This is a genomic window from Nocardia sp. JMUB6875 (assembly GCF_041154655.1).
Lineage (GTDB): Bacteria > Actinomycetota > Actinomycetes > Mycobacteriales > Mycobacteriaceae > Nocardia.
On record NZ_BAAFGR010000028.1, the window covers coordinates 17,249 to 35,166 of the forward strand.

Sequence of the window (17,918 nt, forward strand, 5' to 3'; positions counted from 1 at the left end):
GCGGACGTACGAAAAGAATCCCCGCCGGATGCGTCCGGCGGGGATTCTTTGTGGCTCTTGGGTTTACGAGAGGTCGGGCCGGGCGGTCCACGGCCCGGCCCGACCTCGAGTCCCGCACGCGCGCGAGGCCCTTGCGCGCGGTGCGGGGGTCCCGCCGCCCGGCCCGGAGTCCCCTTCCTGGCGGGCGGTCGGGGGTCTCAGGCGGCGCGCACCTGCGGGGAGAGCCCCCACTCGCGAGCCAGCAGGCGGTGTGAGTTCACGCGGTCGCCGTGGTCGAAAGTGACGCTGGTGACCAGGATTTCGTCCGCGCCGGTCAGCTTGCGCAGGGCGTCCAGGCGCTCGGCGACCGTGCCCGGGGAGCCGACGAACTGGGTGGTGACCCGATCATCGACCAGGCGGCGCTGCTGATCGGACAGCGGCGGCGCGGTATCGGGGTCGAGGTATTCGGCCGCGCCCGCGCCACTGCGAATGCTGTACACCCAGTGGCCGTAGGTGGAGGCCAGATGCTGTGCGGTGGCGTCGTCCTCGGCGACCACCACATCGGCGGACACCACCAGGTACGGCCGCGGGAAGCGCGCGGACGGACGGAACGCCGCCCGGTACGCCTCCACGGTCTCGACGATGGTGCCCGGCGACACGTGATAGTTCGCCGCGAACGGCAGCCCCAATCGTCCTGCCAGCTGGGCGCTTTCGCCGCCGCTGCTGCCGAAGAGCCACGGCTGGATGTCCGCGCCCTCACCCGGCACCGCGTGCAGGTCCACGCCCTCGGGTGAGACGTAGCTGCCGTCGAGCAGCGCCAGGATGTCCTCGACCTGGTCGGTGTAGGGCAGCGGCTGCGCGCCCGGCAGGTGCAGGGCGCCCAAACCCGCTCGCACCCTGGAGAAGTCGAGCAGCTGGCCGGGGTAGAACGGCGGCGGGATCACCACGCCGTCGCGCACCTCGGTGGGGCGGTCGGGCGCGGGCACCGGCGGCACGCCCGCCGACCGCACCTGCTCGCCGCGGTGACCGGAGCGCCCCAGCCCGAGGTCGAGGCGGCCCGGGTACAGGGCGTCGATGGTGCCGAAGGCCTCCACCACCGAGATCGAGGTGTGGTGGCCCAGCTGCACGGCCGCCGAACCGACGCGAATGGATTCGGTCGCGGCCGCGATCAATCCGATCAGCGTGGTGGGCGCGGCGCTGGCGGTCCGCACGAAATGGTGTTCGGCGACCCAGAACCGGTGATAGCCGAGCCGTTCGGACTGCCGGGCCAGATCGATACTGTTGCGCAGCGCCTGCTGCGGCGTCGAGCCCGCGCTGATCGGTGCGAGATCCAGCACCGAGAGTGGGATGGTCATGCCGAGTGCTCCTTCCGCGGATCCTGTTCGCCCGCCGTGACGGCGATGCTGAGTCGGTTCTCCGGCGGGGCGACAGGGCAGGTGGCGTAGTCGGTGAACGCGCACGGCAGGTTGACCGCGCGATTGAAGTCGAGCACCACGGTGCCGTCCGCGGCGGGCGTGGACAGATCCAGCCGCCGTGCGCCGCCGTAGGTGGTGACACCGCTGGTCACGTCGGTGAACAGGACATGCAGGCCCAGGGCCGGGCTGCCGAAGACGATCAGCCGCCGCGCCTCGCCGTCGAGCTCGAAAGCGACTGTGCCGGCGGCATTGTGATGGTGCTCGAGTCCCTCGACCACCGCGCCCGTGGTCACGGTGCGCGCCTCGGCGTAGGGCTCGAACCGGCCGGTCACGGTCCAGGACGGATTCGGCTCGTAGGCCGGGATCTCGGTGAAGGACAGCAGGGTGGCGGACTCGGGATCGTGCACGCGCAGCGCGAACTGGCCGGTCCGGCGAATCACCTCGATGACCCGCTCGCCGGTGCGGACCTCGAGGCCCGGCGCGCCCTCGCCCGGGGTCAGCACGGCCGACCCGGTGAGCACCTCGCCGTCCAGGCGCAGCGGCTCGGCGTCATCGGATTCGACCGTGACATAGACGTTCTCGGCGTCGGCGCGCCAGCGGCCGGGAATGCCCTCGACGGTCTCCTCCTGCTCCCCGAGCCAGTGCAGCCCGGTCAGGCTCAGCCAGCCCAGCGGTTGCCGCGCCCAGGCCGCGCGTTCGGCGCGGAAGGTGGCCCACTGCTGGTCGAATTCGGTGGTGGCTGCGGTCATGAGGCGCGTACTCCTTCGGTGCTGTGATGGGGGTGGCGCAGATTCAGATGGTCACGCAGGGTCGAGCCGGTGTACTCGGTGCGGAAACTGCCCAGCGCCTGCAGTTCCGGGACGACCCGGTCGACGAATTCGTCGAGGCCGCCGGGGGTGAGATGCGGGACCAGGACGAAACCGTCGGCGGCATCGGACTGGACGTAGTGGTCGATCTCGGCGGCCACCTGCGCGGGCGTGCCCACGAACTGCTGGCGGGCGGTGGTCGCGATGATGAGCTCGCGGATGGACAGGTTCTCGGCGGCCGCCTTGGCGCGCCAGGCGTCGGCGATGGCGCGCAGATCCTTGGCGTGGCGGACCCGGCCGCGCGTGATGTTCACGTCCTCGGCCGGATCGATATCCGGCAGCGGACCGTCCGGGTCATAGGCCGAAAGGTCCTGGCCCCAAACCTGTTCCAGGAAGGCGATGGCGGTCTGCGGCGTCACCTGCTGGCGGCGGATGTGGCGGGCGCGCTCGGCGGCCTCGTCCGCCGTGTCGCCGAGCACGAACCCGGCGGCGGGCAGGATCTTCAGATCGTCACGGGCGCGCCCGTATTTGGCGAGCCGGTCCTTCACGTCCCGGTAGAACCGCCGTCCGTCCTCGAGTTCGCCGTGCGCGCTGAAGATGACATCGGCCGTGGCGGCGGCGAATTCGCGGCCCTCGTCGGAATCGCCGGCCTGGATCTGCACCGGATAGCCCTGCGGGCTGCGCGGCAGCACGAACCGGCCGTCGAGCTCGAACTGGTCGCTGGTGAACCGGACCTCCGGCACCGGCCGCGCGAAAATCCCGCGCTCCCGGTCGATCACGACCGCGTCCGCGGGCCAGCTGTCCCACAGCGCGCGGGTGGCGTCGACCACCTCCCGGGCGCGGGTGTAGCGCTTGGCGTGCTCGAGATAGCCGCCGCGCCGGAAGTTCTCGCCGGTGAAGGCGTCGGAGGAGGTCACCGCGTTCCAGGCCGCGCGACCACCCGAGAGATGGTCCAGCGTCCCGAATTGCTTTGCCAGCTCGAAGGGTTCGTTGAAGGTCGTGTTGATGGTGCCCGCGAGCCCGAGCCGGGTGGTGACCGCGGCCAGCGCGTTGAGCACGGTGAAGGTGTCCGGGCGGCCGACCACGTCCAGGTCGTGGATGCGGCCGCGGTGTTCGCGCAGCCGCAGGCCCTCGGCCAGGAAGAAGAAGTCGAACAGTCCGCGCTCGGCGGTGCGCGCCAGGTGCACGAATGAGTCGAAGTCGATCTGGCTGCCCGACTCCGGGTCGGTCCACACCGTGTGGTGGTTGACGCCCGGGAAGTGGGCGGCCAGGTGAATCTGCTTGCGTATCCGATGATCCGGCATGGTGCCTCCTAGGCGTCGGCGTAGCGGCTGACCGGTCGCGGCAGGCCCAGCCGCGCACGCAGGGTCGGGGTGAGGGCGGGCAGCTGCCGCAGCGCGGCGGCCAGGGCCAGCGGACGCAGCACCACACCGTCCGCGGCGCCGTCGACTTCGACGCGGTGCAGGATGTCGCGCAGTTCGGCGGGGGTGCCGATGTGGAAGACCGTGGCCGGGGCGGGTGTCGCGATCCAGTCCTCGAGCTGGGCCACCTCGGCGGCGGCCGCGTCCACCGTTCCGGCCAGGTGGATGTCGAGGTCGAGCAGCACCGAGACTCGGTCCGGATCGCGCCCGGCCGCCGCGATGGCGGCGCGAAATTCGGTGCGGACAGCGGCGGCGGACGCGAGATCCTTTGCGGTGATGCGGATCAGATCGGCGCGGTGCACGGCCACGCGGGCCGAGTGCGGGTCGGTGGCGCGCACCGCGACCAGCGGTTGCCCCTGCGGCGGGCGCGGCGTGATCGAGGGTCCCTTCACCGAAAAGTGCTCACCGGCGAAATCGATGTAGTGCAACTTGTCGCGGTCGATGAAGCGGCCGGTCGCCCGGTCGCGGATCTCGGCGTCGTCCTCCCAGCTGTCCCACAGCCGGGTCACCACCTCCACCGCCTCGTCGGCCTCGTGCCAGCGGGATCGATCGTCCTGCTCGGGTTTCCGGCCGAACAGGGCCGATTCCCCGGCCGAGACGGTGACCTCCCAGCCCGCCCGGCCCGCGCTGGCGAAGTCCAGGCTGGCAATGGCCTTGGAGAGGTGGAAGGGCTCGGTGTGGGTGACCGAGGCCTGCGGGACCAGGCCGATGCGGCGGGTCTCGGCGGCGGCCCGCGCGGCCACCGCCACCGCGTCCAAGCGGCCGAGCGCACCGGCCGATTGCAGGGTGAAGGCATCGGGCAGGAAGGCGAGATCGATTCCCGCGTCCTCCGCGAGGCGCAGGGCCTCGACCCAGTAGCGAGCGTCGAAGAGTTCCTCGGCGCGGGAATCGGCACGCCGCCAGGAGGCCGGATGTGCGCCCGTGCCGGACAGTTCCAGGCCCAGCACCAGCGGAGAGGGATGCGGCATCAGGCTGTCCTTTCGAGCGGGAGGGAGGGGTCGGGCGTGGCCGCCCGGGGTACCGCGGCGAGCAGCTCGCGGGTGTAGTCGTTCTGCGGATTACCGAAAAGCTCTGCGGTGGACGCTGTTTCGACCACACAGCCCTGCCGCATGACGGCGACTCGATCGGCCAGGCGGCGGACCACCGCCAGATCGTGGGAGATGAACAGGTAGGCCAGGTCCAGTTCGGCCTGCAGGTGTTCGAGCAGGTCCAGGATCTGGGCCTGGACCGAGACGTCCAGCGCCGACACCGGTTCGTCGAGGACCAGGAGCTCCGGGCGCAGGGCCAGGGCGCGGGCGATGGCGACGCGCTGCCGCTGACCGCCGGAGAGTTCGGCGGGGCGGCGATCGAGGTAGGCGGGCGGCAGTGCGACCTGCTCCAGCAGCTCACCGGCGGTCACCCGCCGAGATCGGCGATCACCGATTCCGAACGCCTGCAAGGGTTCCGCGACGATCTTGCCGATGGTCAGCTTGGGGTTCAGCGAGACGTACGGGTTCTGGTAGACGACCTGGATCCGGCGACGCAGGGCCCGCAGTCCGGAGCCGCGCAGTCCGGTGATGTCCTGGCCGTCGAAAGTCACCGTGCCCGAATCGGGTTCGGCCAGACGGGCGAGGATGCGGGCGGTCGTCGACTTGCCGGACCCGGATTCGCCCACCACGGCGAGGGTTTCGCCACGATGGACCTTGAGCGAGACATCGTCCACGGCGGTGACGGTGAAATCCCTGGCGACCCGGAAGGACTTCCGGAGTCCGGTGGCCGAGAGCAACGGGGTCGTGTGCTCGCGGACGGGCCGCGGCCGCTCCTGGTGGTCCAGGCTCGGAGCAGCGGCGATCAGGCGTTTGGTGTATTCGTGCTGCGGATTGCCGAGCACCTCTGCCGCGGTGCCGGTTTCGACGATCACACCGTTCTGCATGACCGCGATCCGGTCCGCGCGCTCGGCCGCCACCGCCAGGTCGTGGGTGATGAGCAGCACCGCCGTCCCCGATTCCGCGGTCCTCCGGGCCAGATGGTCGAGAATGCGGCGCTGCACGGTGACGTCCAGCGCACTGGTCGGCTCATCGGCGATGACCAGCTCCGGCCCGCAGGCCAGGGCGATCCCGATGAGCACCCGCTGCCGCTGACCGCCGGACAGATCCTGGGGATACTGCCGCGCCCGCAACTCCGGGCGGTCCAGCCCGGCCTGCTCCAGAATCCGGACGGCCTCGAGCCGCGCCGTGCGGCGGTCGGCGCGGCCGTGAATGCGCAGCACCTCGGCCACCTGATCGCCGATGCGCAGCACCGGATTCAGCGAGGTGCCCGGATCCTGCGGCACCAGTCCGATGCGCGCCCCGCGAATCCGCTGCAGGGTCCGGCGCGCGGCGTGCTCGATCCGCTCCCCGGCGAAGGTGATCTCCCCCGCCGTGATCCGGCCGCCATTGAGCAGCCCGAGCACCGCATGCGCGAGAGTGGACTTGCCCGAACCGGATTCGCCCACCAGCGCCACGGTCTCGCCGCGTTCGACGGTCAGCGAGACACCCTGAACCGCGGCGGTCGTGCCGGTGCTGCCCAGGTATTCGACCTGCAACCCCTCAATGCTCAGCAGGTGATCGGTCATCGGACCCCGTCCTTCTGGAGGGCGCGCGCGATGCGCTGGGTGGACAGCACCAGGACGACGATGACCAGACCCGGCAGCGTGGTCATCCACCAGGCGGTGGCCAGGAAGCCGCGGCCGTCGGAGACCAGCGAGCCCCATTCCGGTGTCGGCGGCACCGCCCCGTAGCCGAGGAAGCTCAGGGTCGCCACGAACAGCACCGCGACACCGAAGTCGACGGCCGCCAGCGCCGCCACCGGCACGTACGCATTGCGCAGGACGTGGCGGAAGAGCACCGTGTGCCAGCGCACGCCCGAGGCGAAGGCCGCCTCGACATAGGGCGCGCGCCGCACCCGCAGCACCTCGCCGCGCATCACCCGCGCGAAACGGGCGATCAGCGAAACACCCACGGCGATGGACACATTGCGGGTACCGAGGCCGAGCACGGTGATCATGGCGAGCGCGACCACCAGGTCCGGGATGGACAGCAGCACATCCACCACCCGCATCAGCGCGGTGTCCACCACGCCGCCCGCCGCGCCCGACACCAGTCCCAGCAGCGAGCCCACGACCAGCCCGAGCAGCACGGCGAAGACGGTGGCGCTCAACGACAGACCGGTACCGTGCACCACGCGCGTGTACAGGTCCCGGCCGAGGTTGTCGGTTCCGAACCAGTGCTCGGCACCGGGGCCCCGCAGCTTCTGCGCCGGGACGCCGCGCAGCGGGTCGCGACCGGCGAAGAGCGATGGCGCGACGGCCCAGGCCAGCACCAGCAGCACGACGGCTCCGGCGATGATCAAGCCGACACGTCCGCGAGCCCAGGCCGCCGCCTCGCGCACGGAGAACCGGTCGCGCACCGAAAATCGCTGTGCCCGATCGGGTTCGCGAACCAGGATCGCGGTGTCAGACATCGGAGGCTTCGTCGTCGGCGGGCCAGTAGGCGAAGCCGGGATCGAGCATCGGGTGGGTCAGGGTGATGACCCGCAGCTGGGAGCGCGGGCCGGACGGGACGCGGAGCCGCTCGCGCAGGTTCCGGATCAGGTGGCGGGGCAGGCCGTCAGGCATGAGCGCGCTCCTTCCGCGAATCCCGGTGCACCACACGGGGATCCAAGAGTGGGTAGGCGAGATCGATGAGCAGGTTGACGGTGACGAAGACCAGCGCGGCGAAGACGACGACGCCCTGCACCACCGGAATGTCCTGGTGCAGCACCGATTCCTGAGTGAGCCGACCGAGTCCGGGCCGGGAGTAGACGGTCTCGGTGACCACCGAGCCCGCCAGCACCTGGCCCACCCACAGTCCGGCCACCGTCAGCGCCGGGGTCGCGGCGGGGCGCAGCACATGGCGCAGCTGCACCCACCAGCGCGAGGCGCCCTTGGCGAAGGCGACCTCCGCGAACGGCTGCCGCCAGGTGGTGACCAGGCTGCTGTAGAGCACCTGGGCGATGACCGCGCCGACCGGAATGGCCAGGGTGATCGCGGGCAGGATGGTGCCGGTGAATCCGGTGCCGCCGATGGCCGGCACCAGCCGCAGCCGGAACGAGAACAGCTGCAGCAGCAGCAATCCCACCCAGAAGGCGGGCATGGACGCCCCCACCGGCGGCAGCGCGATCAGCAGTCCGCGCAGCCACGGCCGCTCGGTGTAGGCGGCGGCGAGCGCGAGCGCCGTGCCGCCCAGCACCGCCAGCAGCAGGCCGGAGCCGGCCAGCACCAGGGTGGAGGGCAGCGCGTCGGCGAGCGCACCGGTGACGGTCTGGCCGCTGAAGATCGAATGGCCCAGATCGCCGCGCACCGCGTGGGTGAGCGCCGTCCAGTACTGCGCCCAGAGCGGTTGATCCAGGCCGTATCTGGCCCGCATCTCGGCAATGGCCGCCGCGTCCACGGGGGTGCCGGTGGCGGCGTTGGCGGCCATGTCCACCGGGTCGCCGGGCAGCAGGTAGAGCACCACGAACGACAGCGAGAACGCCGCCCACAGCACGCCCACCGCCTGCAGCACCCGTCCGATCACGTAGCGGCCCATGGGATTACCGCTTCAGCCAGGTGTCATGGAATTGGAGCCGGGCCGAGGCCTCGAACTTCACCCCGCCCACGTTCTTTCCGACGCCGATGGCCTGCGACAGTTCGATGGTCGGGATCCACAGGCCCTGGTCGAGCACCGCGGTCTGGGCCTCGCCGATGATCTTGGCGCGGGCCGCCGGATCGGTGGCCGCGAGCTGCTGGGAGAGCAGGGTGTCCAGGGGTTCGGCGGGCCCGCCGCGCGCGTTCAGGTTGCGCTGGTTCACCGCGAAGGTGGTGCGCAGGATGTCGCCGTCGGCGCGGGTCGAGTTGTAGTAGTCGAAGTCGAAGTCCTTGTTGTTCTGGCGCACATTCGATTCCGCCACCGACAGCGGCTCCAGGCGCAGATCGAAGCCGACCGCCTTCAGCTGCTGCTGGGTCAGTTCGAGAATGGCCTGATTGCCCGCGAACACCGGCGCGAAGATGACGCTCGCGCTCAGCCGCTGGCCGTCCTTGACCCGGATGCCGTCCGGGCCGGGCACCCAGCCCGCCTGGTCGAGCAGCTTCTTGGCGGCGTCCGGGTCGTAGGTCACCCGGCTCGAAAGATCGGTGTAGCCGGGCGTTTTGGAGGCGAGAACGCTGGTGGCGACCTTGAACTGCGGACCGAGCACGGTGTCCACGAGTTCCTTGCGGTTGATCGCGGGCACCAGCGCGGCCCGCACGGCCGGGTCGCGCAGCGGGCCGCGGGTCACATTGACCTGCAGGCCGAACGGGACACCGGGATTGGCGGTGAACTGGACGCGGCCGCCGCCGGACTCGATCTGCGGGATGTCCTGCGGCAGCGCGTCACTGATCGCGTCGAGCTGGCCGGAGGACAGGCTGCCGGTGCGCACACCCGATTCGGGGACCACGGTGAACACGATCTTGTCCAGGTTGGCCTCGCCCTGGCTCGCGAAAACCGCGGAGCCCCAGCTGTATCCGGAACGCTTGACCAGCGTTGCGGAGGCGTTCTGCTTCCATTCGGCGTAGGTGAACGGGCCGCTGCCGATATTCGTGCCGAGGCAGCGCTCGTCGGCCGATTTCGCGACCGTGGCATCGGACTGGATGCCCAGCTGCGGCGTCGAGGTCGCCTGCAGGAACTGGGCGTTCGGACCGGAGAAGTCCACCCGCACCGTATGCGGGTCCAGCACCGTGCTGCCCGCGTATCCGGCCAGGTAGCTCGCGCCCAGCGGGGCCTTGGCGCCGCCGAGGGCGACGATGGAGTCCAGGTTCTTGCGCACCGAGTCCGCGGTCAGCGGGGTGCCGTCGCTGAAGGTGATGCCGTCCTTCAGGTGGAAGGTGAAGGACTTGGCGTCCGGGGAGACCGTCCAGGTGTCGGCCAGCCACGGCTTCAGCTGTCCGGTCTCCGGATCCTGGTCGACGAGCGAGTCCACGATCTGCCGGGTCACGTAGATGGTCTGGTTCGTGGAGGACTGTGCCGGATCCGAGCAGGTCGGGGCTACCGACAGGCCGTAGCGCAGGGTGCCGCCCGCCTGGGGCGGACCGGCGGGCTCGCCATTGCCGCCGCCATTGTCACCACCGCCACCGCAGGCGGCCAGGGTGAAGGCGGCGGCGACCGCGCCGGTTATTGCGACTGTGCGCTTCATTGGGGATCTCCGAAGTCGTAGCGATCGGCTCCGAGCGGACGGCTCGGAATGCGGCGGCGCAGTTCGGGCGCGACCTCGGCCTGGAAGAGCTCCAGGCTGTCGTAGTGCTGGGCCTGGGTGCGGCCGTCGGCGTCGGCGCTCAGGTGGACCACCTCGTGGCCGAATCGCTCGTGGTAGCGGCTCACCTTGTCCAGCACCTGCTCCGGGCTGCCGATGAGGGCCGAGGACCGTGCGGCGAAGTCCTCGACGGACTCGAAGACGATGGGCACGTTGAACTTTCGCGCCACGGCCTGACGGGCCTCGAAGATCGGGCGGTACAGGTCCAACGCCTCCTGCGAGGTGCGGGTCACCAGGAAGCCCGCCGTGCCCGCGCCCACCAGCGCCTGCGCCGGATCGTGACCGTACTCGGCCCAGCGCTCCCGGTAGTGGTCGATGAGTTCGGCGTACGAATCGATGGGATAGGTGACATTCGCCGAGAACAGCGGATCCCCGTGCTGTGCCGCGTAATCCGCGGACTCGCGGCTGGTGGCGCTGCCGTGCCAGATGCGCAGCCGCGGCTGCAGCGGCCGGGGCAGCGCCTTGGCCTCGGTCAGCGACGGCCGGAACCGGCCCTCCCAGGTGACGCTGTCGCTGTCCCACAGCTTGCGGAACAGTTCGTAGCCTTCACGATTGCGGTCCCACTGGTCATCGGTGGTGACGTGGAAGAGCTTGGCCTGCGCCGCGCCATTGCCCTTGCCGATGATCAGTTCGAGACGGCCGTCGGAGAGATTGTCCAGCGTCGAGTAGTCCTCGAAGGCGCGCACCGGATCCAGCAGGCTCAAGGTGGTGACACCGGTGAACAACGCCAGCCGCGAAGTGACGGCGGCGATATGGCTGAGCACCACCGGCGGGGCCGCGGAGATGAACGGATCCTCGTGCCGCTCCCCCACCGCGAAACCGTCATAGCCGAGCTCCTCGGCCAGCTTGGCGCTGTCGACCACCCGGCGCAGGCGCTGGCGCGGCGACTCGGTGGTGCCGGTGACCGGATCGGGCGTGTGCGTAATGAGCGTCAGAAGCAGGAATTTCATGCCGGAACCGCCTCGGTGACCAGCTTCCCGAACGGATGCACGTGGCCGACCTCCTTGACGATGTTCCGTGGCAGCGCGGTGTAGCCGATTTCCGAGTCGAAGCGCTGGAAGGCGCCGCCCGCCACCGGTTCTCCGTCCTCCACCACGACCAGCAGGTCACCGTCCGGCGGCGCGAAATGGCTCGCCGAATACCCGATCAGATCCGCGTGCACCTCACCCGGGGTACGGCCGTAACGGCTGCTGTACTCGATGGCCAGCTCCGCCAGCAGCGGCGCGGCCAGCGGATCGTGCTGTGCGACGTGGAATACGCTGTGCGACACGCTCATCCCTTCTTCTTCTTGGGCAGCCCGGGCGGATTGATGCGCGACTGCGACACGGACTCGCCGCTCAGGCCCCAGCGGTCGAGGACCTGCTTGTAGGTGCCGTGGTCGATGGCGTACTGGATGGCCTGCTGCACCGCGCCGATCAGGCCGTTGTCCTTGCGGGTCATCGCGGCGATCTCGGCCTGCAGCGCGTCACCGGCACCGGACCAGGTGGTCAGCACCTTGTTGCCGGTCGTCGCGGAGTGGTACTGGGCCGACGGGTTCGGGCCCACGTACCCGTCGATCCGGTTCGACGACAGCGCCAGGTAGTAATCCGACGCCTGCTGGTAGTAGGCGAGTTCCAGCTTGGGCAGGCCCTCGGCCGCGTTCTGGTCGTTCCAGGCGACCAGCAGCTGTTCCTGATTGGTGCCCGCCGTGACGCCGATCTTCTTGCCCGCCAGCGACTTCCGGTCCTGGTAGGTCCAGTTCGCGTTCCCGGGCACCTCGAGGGCGATATTGTCCAGGCGGTAGGTGGCGAAGTCGTACTTCTCCTTGCGCTCCTCGGTGACCGTGGCATTGCTGACCATCAGGTCCGCCTCGCCGGAATCGATCTTCACGAAGTTCTGGGCGAAGTCGCCGTTGCGGCGTTCCACCTTCAGGCCCAGGATGTCGCCGATCAGAATGCCGAAGTCGACCTCCGAACCGACGACCGTGCGATCGTCGGTGGCGTAGAAGCCCAGCGGCGGCGTCGAACCCGCGGTGCCGGTCACCACCAGCGTGCCGCGATCGCGAATGGCCTGGGGAACCAGCGCCGCGATCGAATCCACCTTGGGGCTGTGGATCCGCCCGGACTGTTCCGGGGACAGGTCATAGCTCAGCCCGTTCACGCTCCGGGTCTCGGAGGTACCGCCGTCGCCATTGCCGCCACACGCGCTCGCGAACAATCCGAGAACGGTGAGAGCGGCCAGTGCGGTGATCCGTCTGCGACGGCTCCTCGCCAGAGACATGAGCGGTTCCTTTACCTAGTGGAGTGCGTCAGAGCACGTGTGCGAGAAAGGCTTTGGTGCGCGAATGCGACGGGTTGTCGAGCACTTGCGCGGGCGGTCCCTGTTCGACGATGCGGCCGGCGTCCATGAGCACCACGGTGTCGGCCACCTCGCGGGCGAAACCGATTTCGTGGGTGACGACCACCAGCGTCGAGCCGCCGCGCGCGAGATCCTTGATGACGTCGAGGACCTCGCCGACCAGTTCGGGATCCAGCGCGGAGGTGGGCTCGTCGAACAGCACCACCTCGGGCCGCAGCGCCAGCGCGCGGGCGATCGCCACCCGCTGCTGCTGGCCGCCGGACAGCCGGCTCGGATACTCGTCGGCCTTATCGGCCAGGCCGACCCGCGCCAGCAGCTCCAGCGCCTCGGTGTTCACCTCGGCCTTGGAGCGGCGCTGGGCGGCCACCGGGGCGAGCGCCACATTCTCCCGAACCGTCAGGTGCGGAAAGAGATTGAAATTCTGGAAGACGAATCCGATGCGCGCCCGCTGCCGCAGGATCTCGCGCTCGTGCAGCTCGTAGAGCTTGTCGCCCTTGCGGCGATAGCCGACCAGTTCGCCGCCCACCCGCACGGTGCCGCCGTCCACCTGCTCGAGGTGGTTGATGGTGCGCAGCAAGGTCGACTTGCCCGAACCCGACGGGCCCAGAATGACGGTGACCTCACCGGTGCGCACGGTCAGATCGATGCCGGACAGGACTTCGTTCTTGCCGAACGACTTTCGTATGCCCCGCAATTCGATGGCGAATTCACTCATCGGTTTCCCTTGGAGTAGTGCCGCTCGATATAGAACTGAATGATGCTCAGCACGGTGGTCAGCAGGATGTACCAAACCGTCGCCACCATGAGCAGCGGCACCACGCGGCCATTGCGGCCGTAGACCACCTGCACCTGATAGAAGAGCTCGGCGATCGCCATGACCGAGACGATCGAGGTGCCCTTGAACAGGCTGATCACCTCATTGGCGGCATTCGGCAGAATTCCCCGCATGGCCTGCGGGGCCACGATGGTGAAGAACTGACGCCGCCACGGCAGGCCCAGCGAACGCGCGGCCTCCCACTGCCCCTCGTCCACCGAAATGACCCCGGCGCGAATGATCTCCGCCGAATACGCCGCCTGATGCAGCGCCAGCCCGATGACGGCGGCACTGAATCCGCTGATCACGCCATTGGTCTCGAAACGCGCGAACTCCGGCCCGAACGGAATCCCCAGCGACAGCGTCTTGTACAGATACGCCAGGTTGAACCAGAACAACAGCTGCACGATCAGCGGAATCGACCGGAACGCCCAGACATAGGTCCACGCGATGGCCCGCAGCACCGGATTCTTCGACAGGCGCCCGACCGCCAGCCAGATCCCGAGGAAGAACCCCAGCAGGGTGCCCCAGAAGGTCAGCTCCAGGGTCACCTTCAGCGCCGACAACACCGACGCCGCGGTGAAATACTGCGCGAAAGTGCCCCAGTCCCAGCCCGGATTGGTGATCAGGCCGTGCGCGAACTGCGCGACCACCACCAGCGCGACCGCCCCCGTGACCCACCGCCACGGGTGGCGGGTACGGACGACCGGCAGGTCGCCGTCATCGTGTTCGGTCGCCGCCGACTGCGCGGGAACCGCCAGGGTGCTCATGAACACCGACGATACGAATCCGGCCCCGCACTGTCGCCGGTCCCGATCAGGCTGAATTCAATTGAGCGGCAGTGGATTTCCCGGAAAGTGCGCGGAAATCACTCCGATGGAACACCAGCGGCTCCGATTCGGCGCTGGCGCTCACCCGATGCACGCGCAGCAACACCACCGCATGATCCCCCGCCGGAACCTGCTCGTACACAGACGTTTCCAGCCAAGCGGTGGCTCCGGCCACGAACGCCGCGTTCCCGTGCCCGGACCGCAACTCCACATTCCGGAACCGATCCCCCCGCCGCGAACTCAACCCCCGCGCCGCCGGCTCCTGCTCGCTACTGAGCAGACTCAACCCCAGCCGACTCGCAGTCTCCAGCTTGGGCCAAGTCTCCGAGGAGTACTGAATGCAGATCGACACCAACGGCGGATCCAGCGAAACCGGCACGAAAGTACTGGCCACCAACCCGTACGGCGTCCCGCCGATCCGCGCACACACCGCCACCACCCCACTGGGGAAGTGCGCGAACGTGCGCCGCAAATCGGCTCCATCAACGGAAGCAAGCGCGGCAGCCGCGCCGTGAATCGAGGTTATCTGGCCCAAAGACCCAGTGGTCAGCTCGCCCATCAACCCAGTGCAGCACCGCGCGCCGCGGCCCGACATGGTTGCGATCACACCGATTGCAAGAGCCCCCGCCCGGCTGTGGCTGGACGGGGGCTCTGTCCCCAGTGCTCTTGTCGCGGAGTTACTTCGGCGCGACGACGTGCGGCTGGTTGATGGTGATGAAGTAGTTGACCGCCGCGGCGATGGCGACCGGCGCGGTGACGAGGATGTTGCCCGCGATGGTGCCCAGGAAGCCGGTCAGGCTCGCTCCGACGATGCAGCCGCCGAGCGGGCCGGCACCGAACATCAGCAGCAGCGGGGTGGTCGCCGCGAAAGCGACACCAGCACCGATGACGCAGCCGAGGGCCGCGCCACCGAGGCCACCGACCAGGGTGCCGATGGTGGCGCCCAGGGAAACGGTGTCCTTCATACGGTTCCAGGCGGCCTGCTCACGGTCGTAGTCCGACTTCCACGGCGCCTGGTCCTCGTAGGGCAGGTTGATGTCCTGCGCCTGGGCGACCGGCTTGTAGGTCGCGTGGTCCATGTCGAACTGCGGCGTCAGGGTCGCGGTGCGGTCGGAGATCTCCGCCGCGATCGGGAACTCGAAGTCGTCGACCGTGAACTTCAGCGGCATGCCGGCCACGACGGTGCCGTTGGCGGCCTTGACCTCCAGGTTGCCGTTCTCCACGACCAGCGAGCCCGCGTCGGTGCGCAGGACACTGTTGGTCTCGGAGGAGGTAATGGTGTAGTTGATGGAGCCGTTGTCAGCCGTGGCGGCCGGCGCGGCGTTCACGGTGCCGGCGGTGACGCCCATGGCAGCGGACACCAGTGCCGCGGTCGCGGCGAGAGACTTGAAGCGCATTTGTTTTTTGTTTCCTCATCAAGCAGTCCGCAGGTATGGACCGCATGATCGAATCGGGCCGACGCGAACGACGCGTGTCACGCAGGTACTGAAACAGTGAACTCTTCAGGATTGGGAAAACCCGCCCGACTATTCGCCGAGCGGGCTGTCCGTCCCAATGAGGCAGTGCTGATTCTATAGAGCCCCTTGCTCTTTCGGTGGGCCTTACTTCGTCGCCGGAGCGGTGACGTGCGGGCCGTTGATGGTGATGAAGTACTGGATCGCAGACGCGATGGCGACCGGCGCGGTCACGAACACCTGACCGGCCAGGGTGCCCAGGAAGCCGACGAGGCTGGCGCCGACAAGGCAGCCGCCGAGCGGGCCGGCACCGAACATCAGCAGCAGCGGGGTGGTCGCCGCGAAAGCGACACCAGCACCGATGACGCAGCCGAGGGCCGCGCCACCGATACCGCCGACCAGGGTGCCGATCGTGGCGCCCAGCGAGATGTTGTCCTTCATGCGGTTCCAGGCGGCCTGCTCACGGTCGTAGTCCGACTTCCACGGCGCCTGATCCTCGTAAGGCAGCGCCACGTCCTTGACGTTCTCCGGGGTGTACTTCGCATGGGCAATATCGAACTGCGGGGTGAGGGTCGCGGTGCGATCGGAGATGTCCGCCGCGATCGGGAAGGTGAAGTCGTCCACCTTGAACGACAGCGGCATGCCGGCCACGACGTTGCCGTTGGCGGCCTTGACCTCCAGGTTGCCGTTCTCCACGACCAGCGAGCCCGCGTCGGTGCGCAGGACACTGTTGGTCTCGGTGGTGGTGATCGTGTAGTTGATGGCGCCGTTGTCTTCGGCAGCCGGAGCCGCGTTCACGGTGCCCGCGGAGACGCCGAGGGCGGCGATCACGAGCGCGGAGGTCGCGGCAAACTTCTTGAGACGCATGGTGTCAGGGATTTCCTTCTCGGATGAGCAGATGCGCCCCAGGGGAAACGAAGTCAGGTGTATCCCCTGGGACGCAGTGATGGAAACCGGTCTTACAAACGCAATATGGCAGGCTGGCACCACCCGGATGAACCTTTGCCCATCGATAACCGAGAAGGTCTTACTTGGCGGGCGTGAACGGCTGGTTGATGGTCGTGAAGTACTGCACCGCAGCGGCAATCGCGACCGGCGCGGTCACGAATACCTGACCGGCGATGGTGCCCAGGAAGCCGACGGTCGAAGCGCCGATGAGGCAGCCGGCGATGGGGCCGACGCCGAACATGGTGGCCAGCGGGGCCGTGGCGGTGGCGAACACGACGCCGCCGACGACGCAGCCGAGCGCCGCGCCGCCCAGGCCGCCGACCAGCGTGCCGATGGTCGCGCCCGCACTGATGGTGCTGGTCAGGCGGTTCCAGGCGGCCAGCTCACGGTCGTACTGGGTCTTCCACGGGGCCTGATCCTCGTACGGGAGCGCGACCGGCTTGTAAACCGCGTGCGCCTCGTCGAACTGCGGCGTCAGCGTGGCGGTGCGATCGGAGACCTGGGCCGCGATCGGGAACTCGAAATCGTCGACCCGGAACTTCAATTCCGTGCCCGCGACGGTGGTTCCATTGGCCGCCTTGATTTTCAGCGCGCCGTCCTCGACCACCAGCGAACCGGCGTCGGTCCGGATGATCGCACCGGTGTCGGTGGCCTGATTGGTGTAATTGATGACATCCGACTCGGCCGGGGCCGGACCGGCGTAGGCCGTCCCGGCCGTCACGCCCGTCGCCGCGATCACCAATGCCGCGATCCCGGCGAATTTCCTCATCTTCATTCTGGTACTGCTTCCCTGCCGAAAACTGAACTGTCGGCGGCAAGCATTAAGCAACCTCACAGGATTCTGGAGGTTAAAAACCAGGTTGATTCGATGGACCTGGCGTGACCCGGGTTACTTCGCCTTGGCGGCGGCCTTGGCCTGCTTCTTGAATTCCCGCACCTGGGTCAGGGATTCGGCGTCGGTGACGTCGGCGACCGAGCGGCGCGAGCCGTCCTCGCCGTACGCGCCCGCCGCCTCACGCCAGCCGGTAGCCGTCAGCCCGCGTTGTTTGCCCAAGAGCGCCAGGAAGATTCGCGCCTTCTGGTCGCCGAATCCGGGCAGCTTCTTGATCCGCTTCAGCACTTCCTTGCCGTCCGGATCGCCCTCGGTCCACAGCGCGGCGGTATTGCCGTCGTAATTCTCGACAATGTAGCGGGCCAGCTCCTGCACCCGGCGGCCCATGGACCGGCCGTAGCGGTGGATGGCGGGCGGGGTGGCGGCCAGCTCCTCGAATTCCTCGGGATCGGCGGCGGCGATCTTGTGGATATCGAAGCCGCCCATGCGGTCGGCCAGTTTCCACGGACCACGGAATGCGTGCTCCATGGGGAACTGCTGATCCAGCATCATTCCGACCAACAGGGCGAAATCATCGGTCGAAAGCAGCTCGTCGGCATCGGATTCCTGCGCAATACACAGCGTGCGGCTCACCATGCGTCGATCATCCCATTACTCGTGGGTCGCCGTGACACGGGTCACCCGGCGGACCGGAAAAGACTAGGCTCGGCGCATGCCCGACACCATGGCTAATTCTTCAGTGCGAACCGCGTCGCAAC

General features: G+C 68.7%; 18 protein-coding genes and 1 pseudogene. All 19 read right to left on the reverse strand.

Translation table 11 applies throughout. The features are described from left to right. Window positions 1-197: 197 nt before the first annotated feature. Window positions 198-1,334 (reverse strand): LLM class flavin-dependent oxidoreductase, encoded by a 1,137-nt coding sequence (locus tag ACAM49_RS09880; protein ID WP_369635158.1) that lies wholly within the window; start codon window positions 1,332-1,334, stop codon window positions 198-200. Further along, on the reverse strand, window positions 1,331-2,143 hold the full coding sequence (locus ACAM49_RS09885; protein ID WP_369635159.1) for a DUF1684 domain-containing protein: 813 nt from the start codon (window positions 2,141-2,143) through the stop codon (window positions 1,331-1,333). The genes ACAM49_RS09880 and ACAM49_RS09885 overlap by 4 nt, the downstream gene beginning before the upstream one ends. Continuing rightward, the gene (locus ACAM49_RS09890; RefSeq protein WP_369635160.1) at window positions 2,140-3,504 is read right to left on the reverse strand and encodes an NtaA/DmoA family FMN-dependent monooxygenase; all 1,365 of its coding nucleotides are present in this window, start codon (window positions 3,502-3,504) and stop codon (window positions 2,140-2,142) included. Before ACAM49_RS09890 ends, ACAM49_RS09885 begins: the two co-directional genes overlap by 4 nt. A gap of 8 nt (window positions 3,505-3,512) precedes the next feature. Continuing rightward, complete coding sequence (locus ACAM49_RS09895) at window positions 3,513-4,589, reverse strand: LLM class flavin-dependent oxidoreductase (RefSeq protein WP_369635161.1); 1,077 nt, start codon at window positions 4,587-4,589, stop codon at window positions 3,513-3,515. Then, on the reverse strand, window positions 4,589-6,214 hold the full coding sequence (locus ACAM49_RS09900; RefSeq protein ID WP_369635162.1) for a dipeptide ABC transporter ATP-binding protein: 1,626 nt from the start codon (window positions 6,212-6,214) through the stop codon (window positions 4,589-4,591). The genes ACAM49_RS09895 and ACAM49_RS09900 overlap by 1 nt, the downstream gene beginning before the upstream one ends. Beyond that, window positions 6,211-7,101 (reverse strand): ABC transporter permease, encoded by an 891-nt coding sequence (locus tag ACAM49_RS09905; RefSeq protein ID WP_369635163.1) that lies wholly within the window; start codon window positions 7,099-7,101, stop codon window positions 6,211-6,213. The genes ACAM49_RS09900 and ACAM49_RS09905 overlap by 4 nt, the downstream gene beginning before the upstream one ends. Continuing rightward, the gene (locus ACAM49_RS09910; RefSeq protein WP_157513862.1) at window positions 7,094-7,255 is read right to left on the reverse strand and encodes a hypothetical protein; all 162 of its coding nucleotides are present in this window, start codon (window positions 7,253-7,255) and stop codon (window positions 7,094-7,096) included. The genes ACAM49_RS09905 and ACAM49_RS09910 overlap by 8 nt, the downstream gene beginning before the upstream one ends. Then, window positions 7,248-8,207: an ABC transporter permease gene (locus ACAM49_RS09915; protein ID WP_369635164.1), complete on the reverse strand. Its 960-nt coding sequence runs from the start codon at window positions 8,205-8,207 to the stop codon at window positions 7,248-7,250. Before ACAM49_RS09915 ends, ACAM49_RS09910 begins: the two co-directional genes overlap by 8 nt. A 4-nt stretch (window positions 8,208-8,211) precedes the next feature. Beyond that, a complete protein-coding gene (locus ACAM49_RS09920; protein WP_369635165.1) occupies window positions 8,212-9,828 on the reverse strand; it encodes an ABC transporter substrate-binding protein in 1,617 nt (538 codons plus the stop codon). After that, the gene (locus tag ACAM49_RS09925) at window positions 9,825-10,895 is read right to left on the reverse strand and encodes an LLM class flavin-dependent oxidoreductase (protein ID WP_369635166.1); all 1,071 of its coding nucleotides are present in this window, start codon (window positions 10,893-10,895) and stop codon (window positions 9,825-9,827) included. The genes ACAM49_RS09920 and ACAM49_RS09925 overlap by 4 nt, the downstream gene beginning before the upstream one ends. Before the next feature lie 92 nt (window positions 10,896-10,987). Further along, window positions 10,988-11,221 (reverse strand): annotated as a pseudogene (locus ACAM49_RS09930) (GNAT family N-acetyltransferase); the annotation flags it as partial. Next, window positions 11,218-12,204 carry an ABC transporter substrate-binding protein gene (locus ACAM49_RS09935; protein ID WP_369635167.1) on the reverse strand — a complete coding sequence of 329 codons (987 nt, stop codon included), beginning with the start codon at window positions 12,202-12,204 and terminating at the stop codon, window positions 11,218-11,220. The pseudogene ACAM49_RS09930 and the gene ACAM49_RS09935, both read right to left, overlap by 4 nt. Window positions 12,205-12,232: 28 nt before the next feature. After that, on the reverse strand, window positions 12,233-12,997 hold the full coding sequence (locus ACAM49_RS09940) for an amino acid ABC transporter ATP-binding protein (protein ID WP_369635168.1): 765 nt from the start codon (window positions 12,995-12,997) through the stop codon (window positions 12,233-12,235). Next, a complete protein-coding gene (locus tag ACAM49_RS09945) occupies window positions 12,994-13,866 on the reverse strand; it encodes an amino acid ABC transporter permease (RefSeq protein WP_369635169.1) in 873 nt (290 codons plus the stop codon). Before ACAM49_RS09945 ends, ACAM49_RS09940 begins: the two co-directional genes overlap by 4 nt. 46 nt (window positions 13,867-13,912) lie before the next feature. After that, a complete protein-coding gene (locus tag ACAM49_RS09950; protein ID WP_369635170.1) occupies window positions 13,913-14,485 on the reverse strand; it encodes a flavin reductase family protein in 573 nt (190 codons plus the stop codon). A gap of 118 nt (window positions 14,486-14,603) precedes the next feature. Further along, window positions 14,604-15,323, reverse strand: a complete 720-nt coding sequence (locus ACAM49_RS09955; protein ID WP_369635171.1) for a hypothetical protein — start codon at window positions 15,321-15,323, stop codon at window positions 14,604-14,606. Window positions 15,324-15,527: 204 nt separating this feature from the next. Beyond that, window positions 15,528-16,247 (reverse strand): hypothetical protein, encoded by a 720-nt coding sequence (locus ACAM49_RS09960; RefSeq protein ID WP_369635172.1) that lies wholly within the window; start codon window positions 16,245-16,247, stop codon window positions 15,528-15,530. Between the two features lie 160 nt (window positions 16,248-16,407). Continuing rightward, window positions 16,408-17,103, reverse strand: a complete 696-nt coding sequence (locus tag ACAM49_RS09965) for a hypothetical protein (protein WP_369635173.1) — start codon at window positions 17,101-17,103, stop codon at window positions 16,408-16,410. 114 nt (window positions 17,104-17,217) lie between these two features. Then, window positions 17,218-17,796 (reverse strand): HhH-GPD-type base excision DNA repair protein, encoded by a 579-nt coding sequence (locus ACAM49_RS09970; RefSeq protein WP_369635174.1) that lies wholly within the window; start codon window positions 17,794-17,796, stop codon window positions 17,218-17,220. Window positions 17,797-17,918 lie beyond the last annotated feature (122 nt).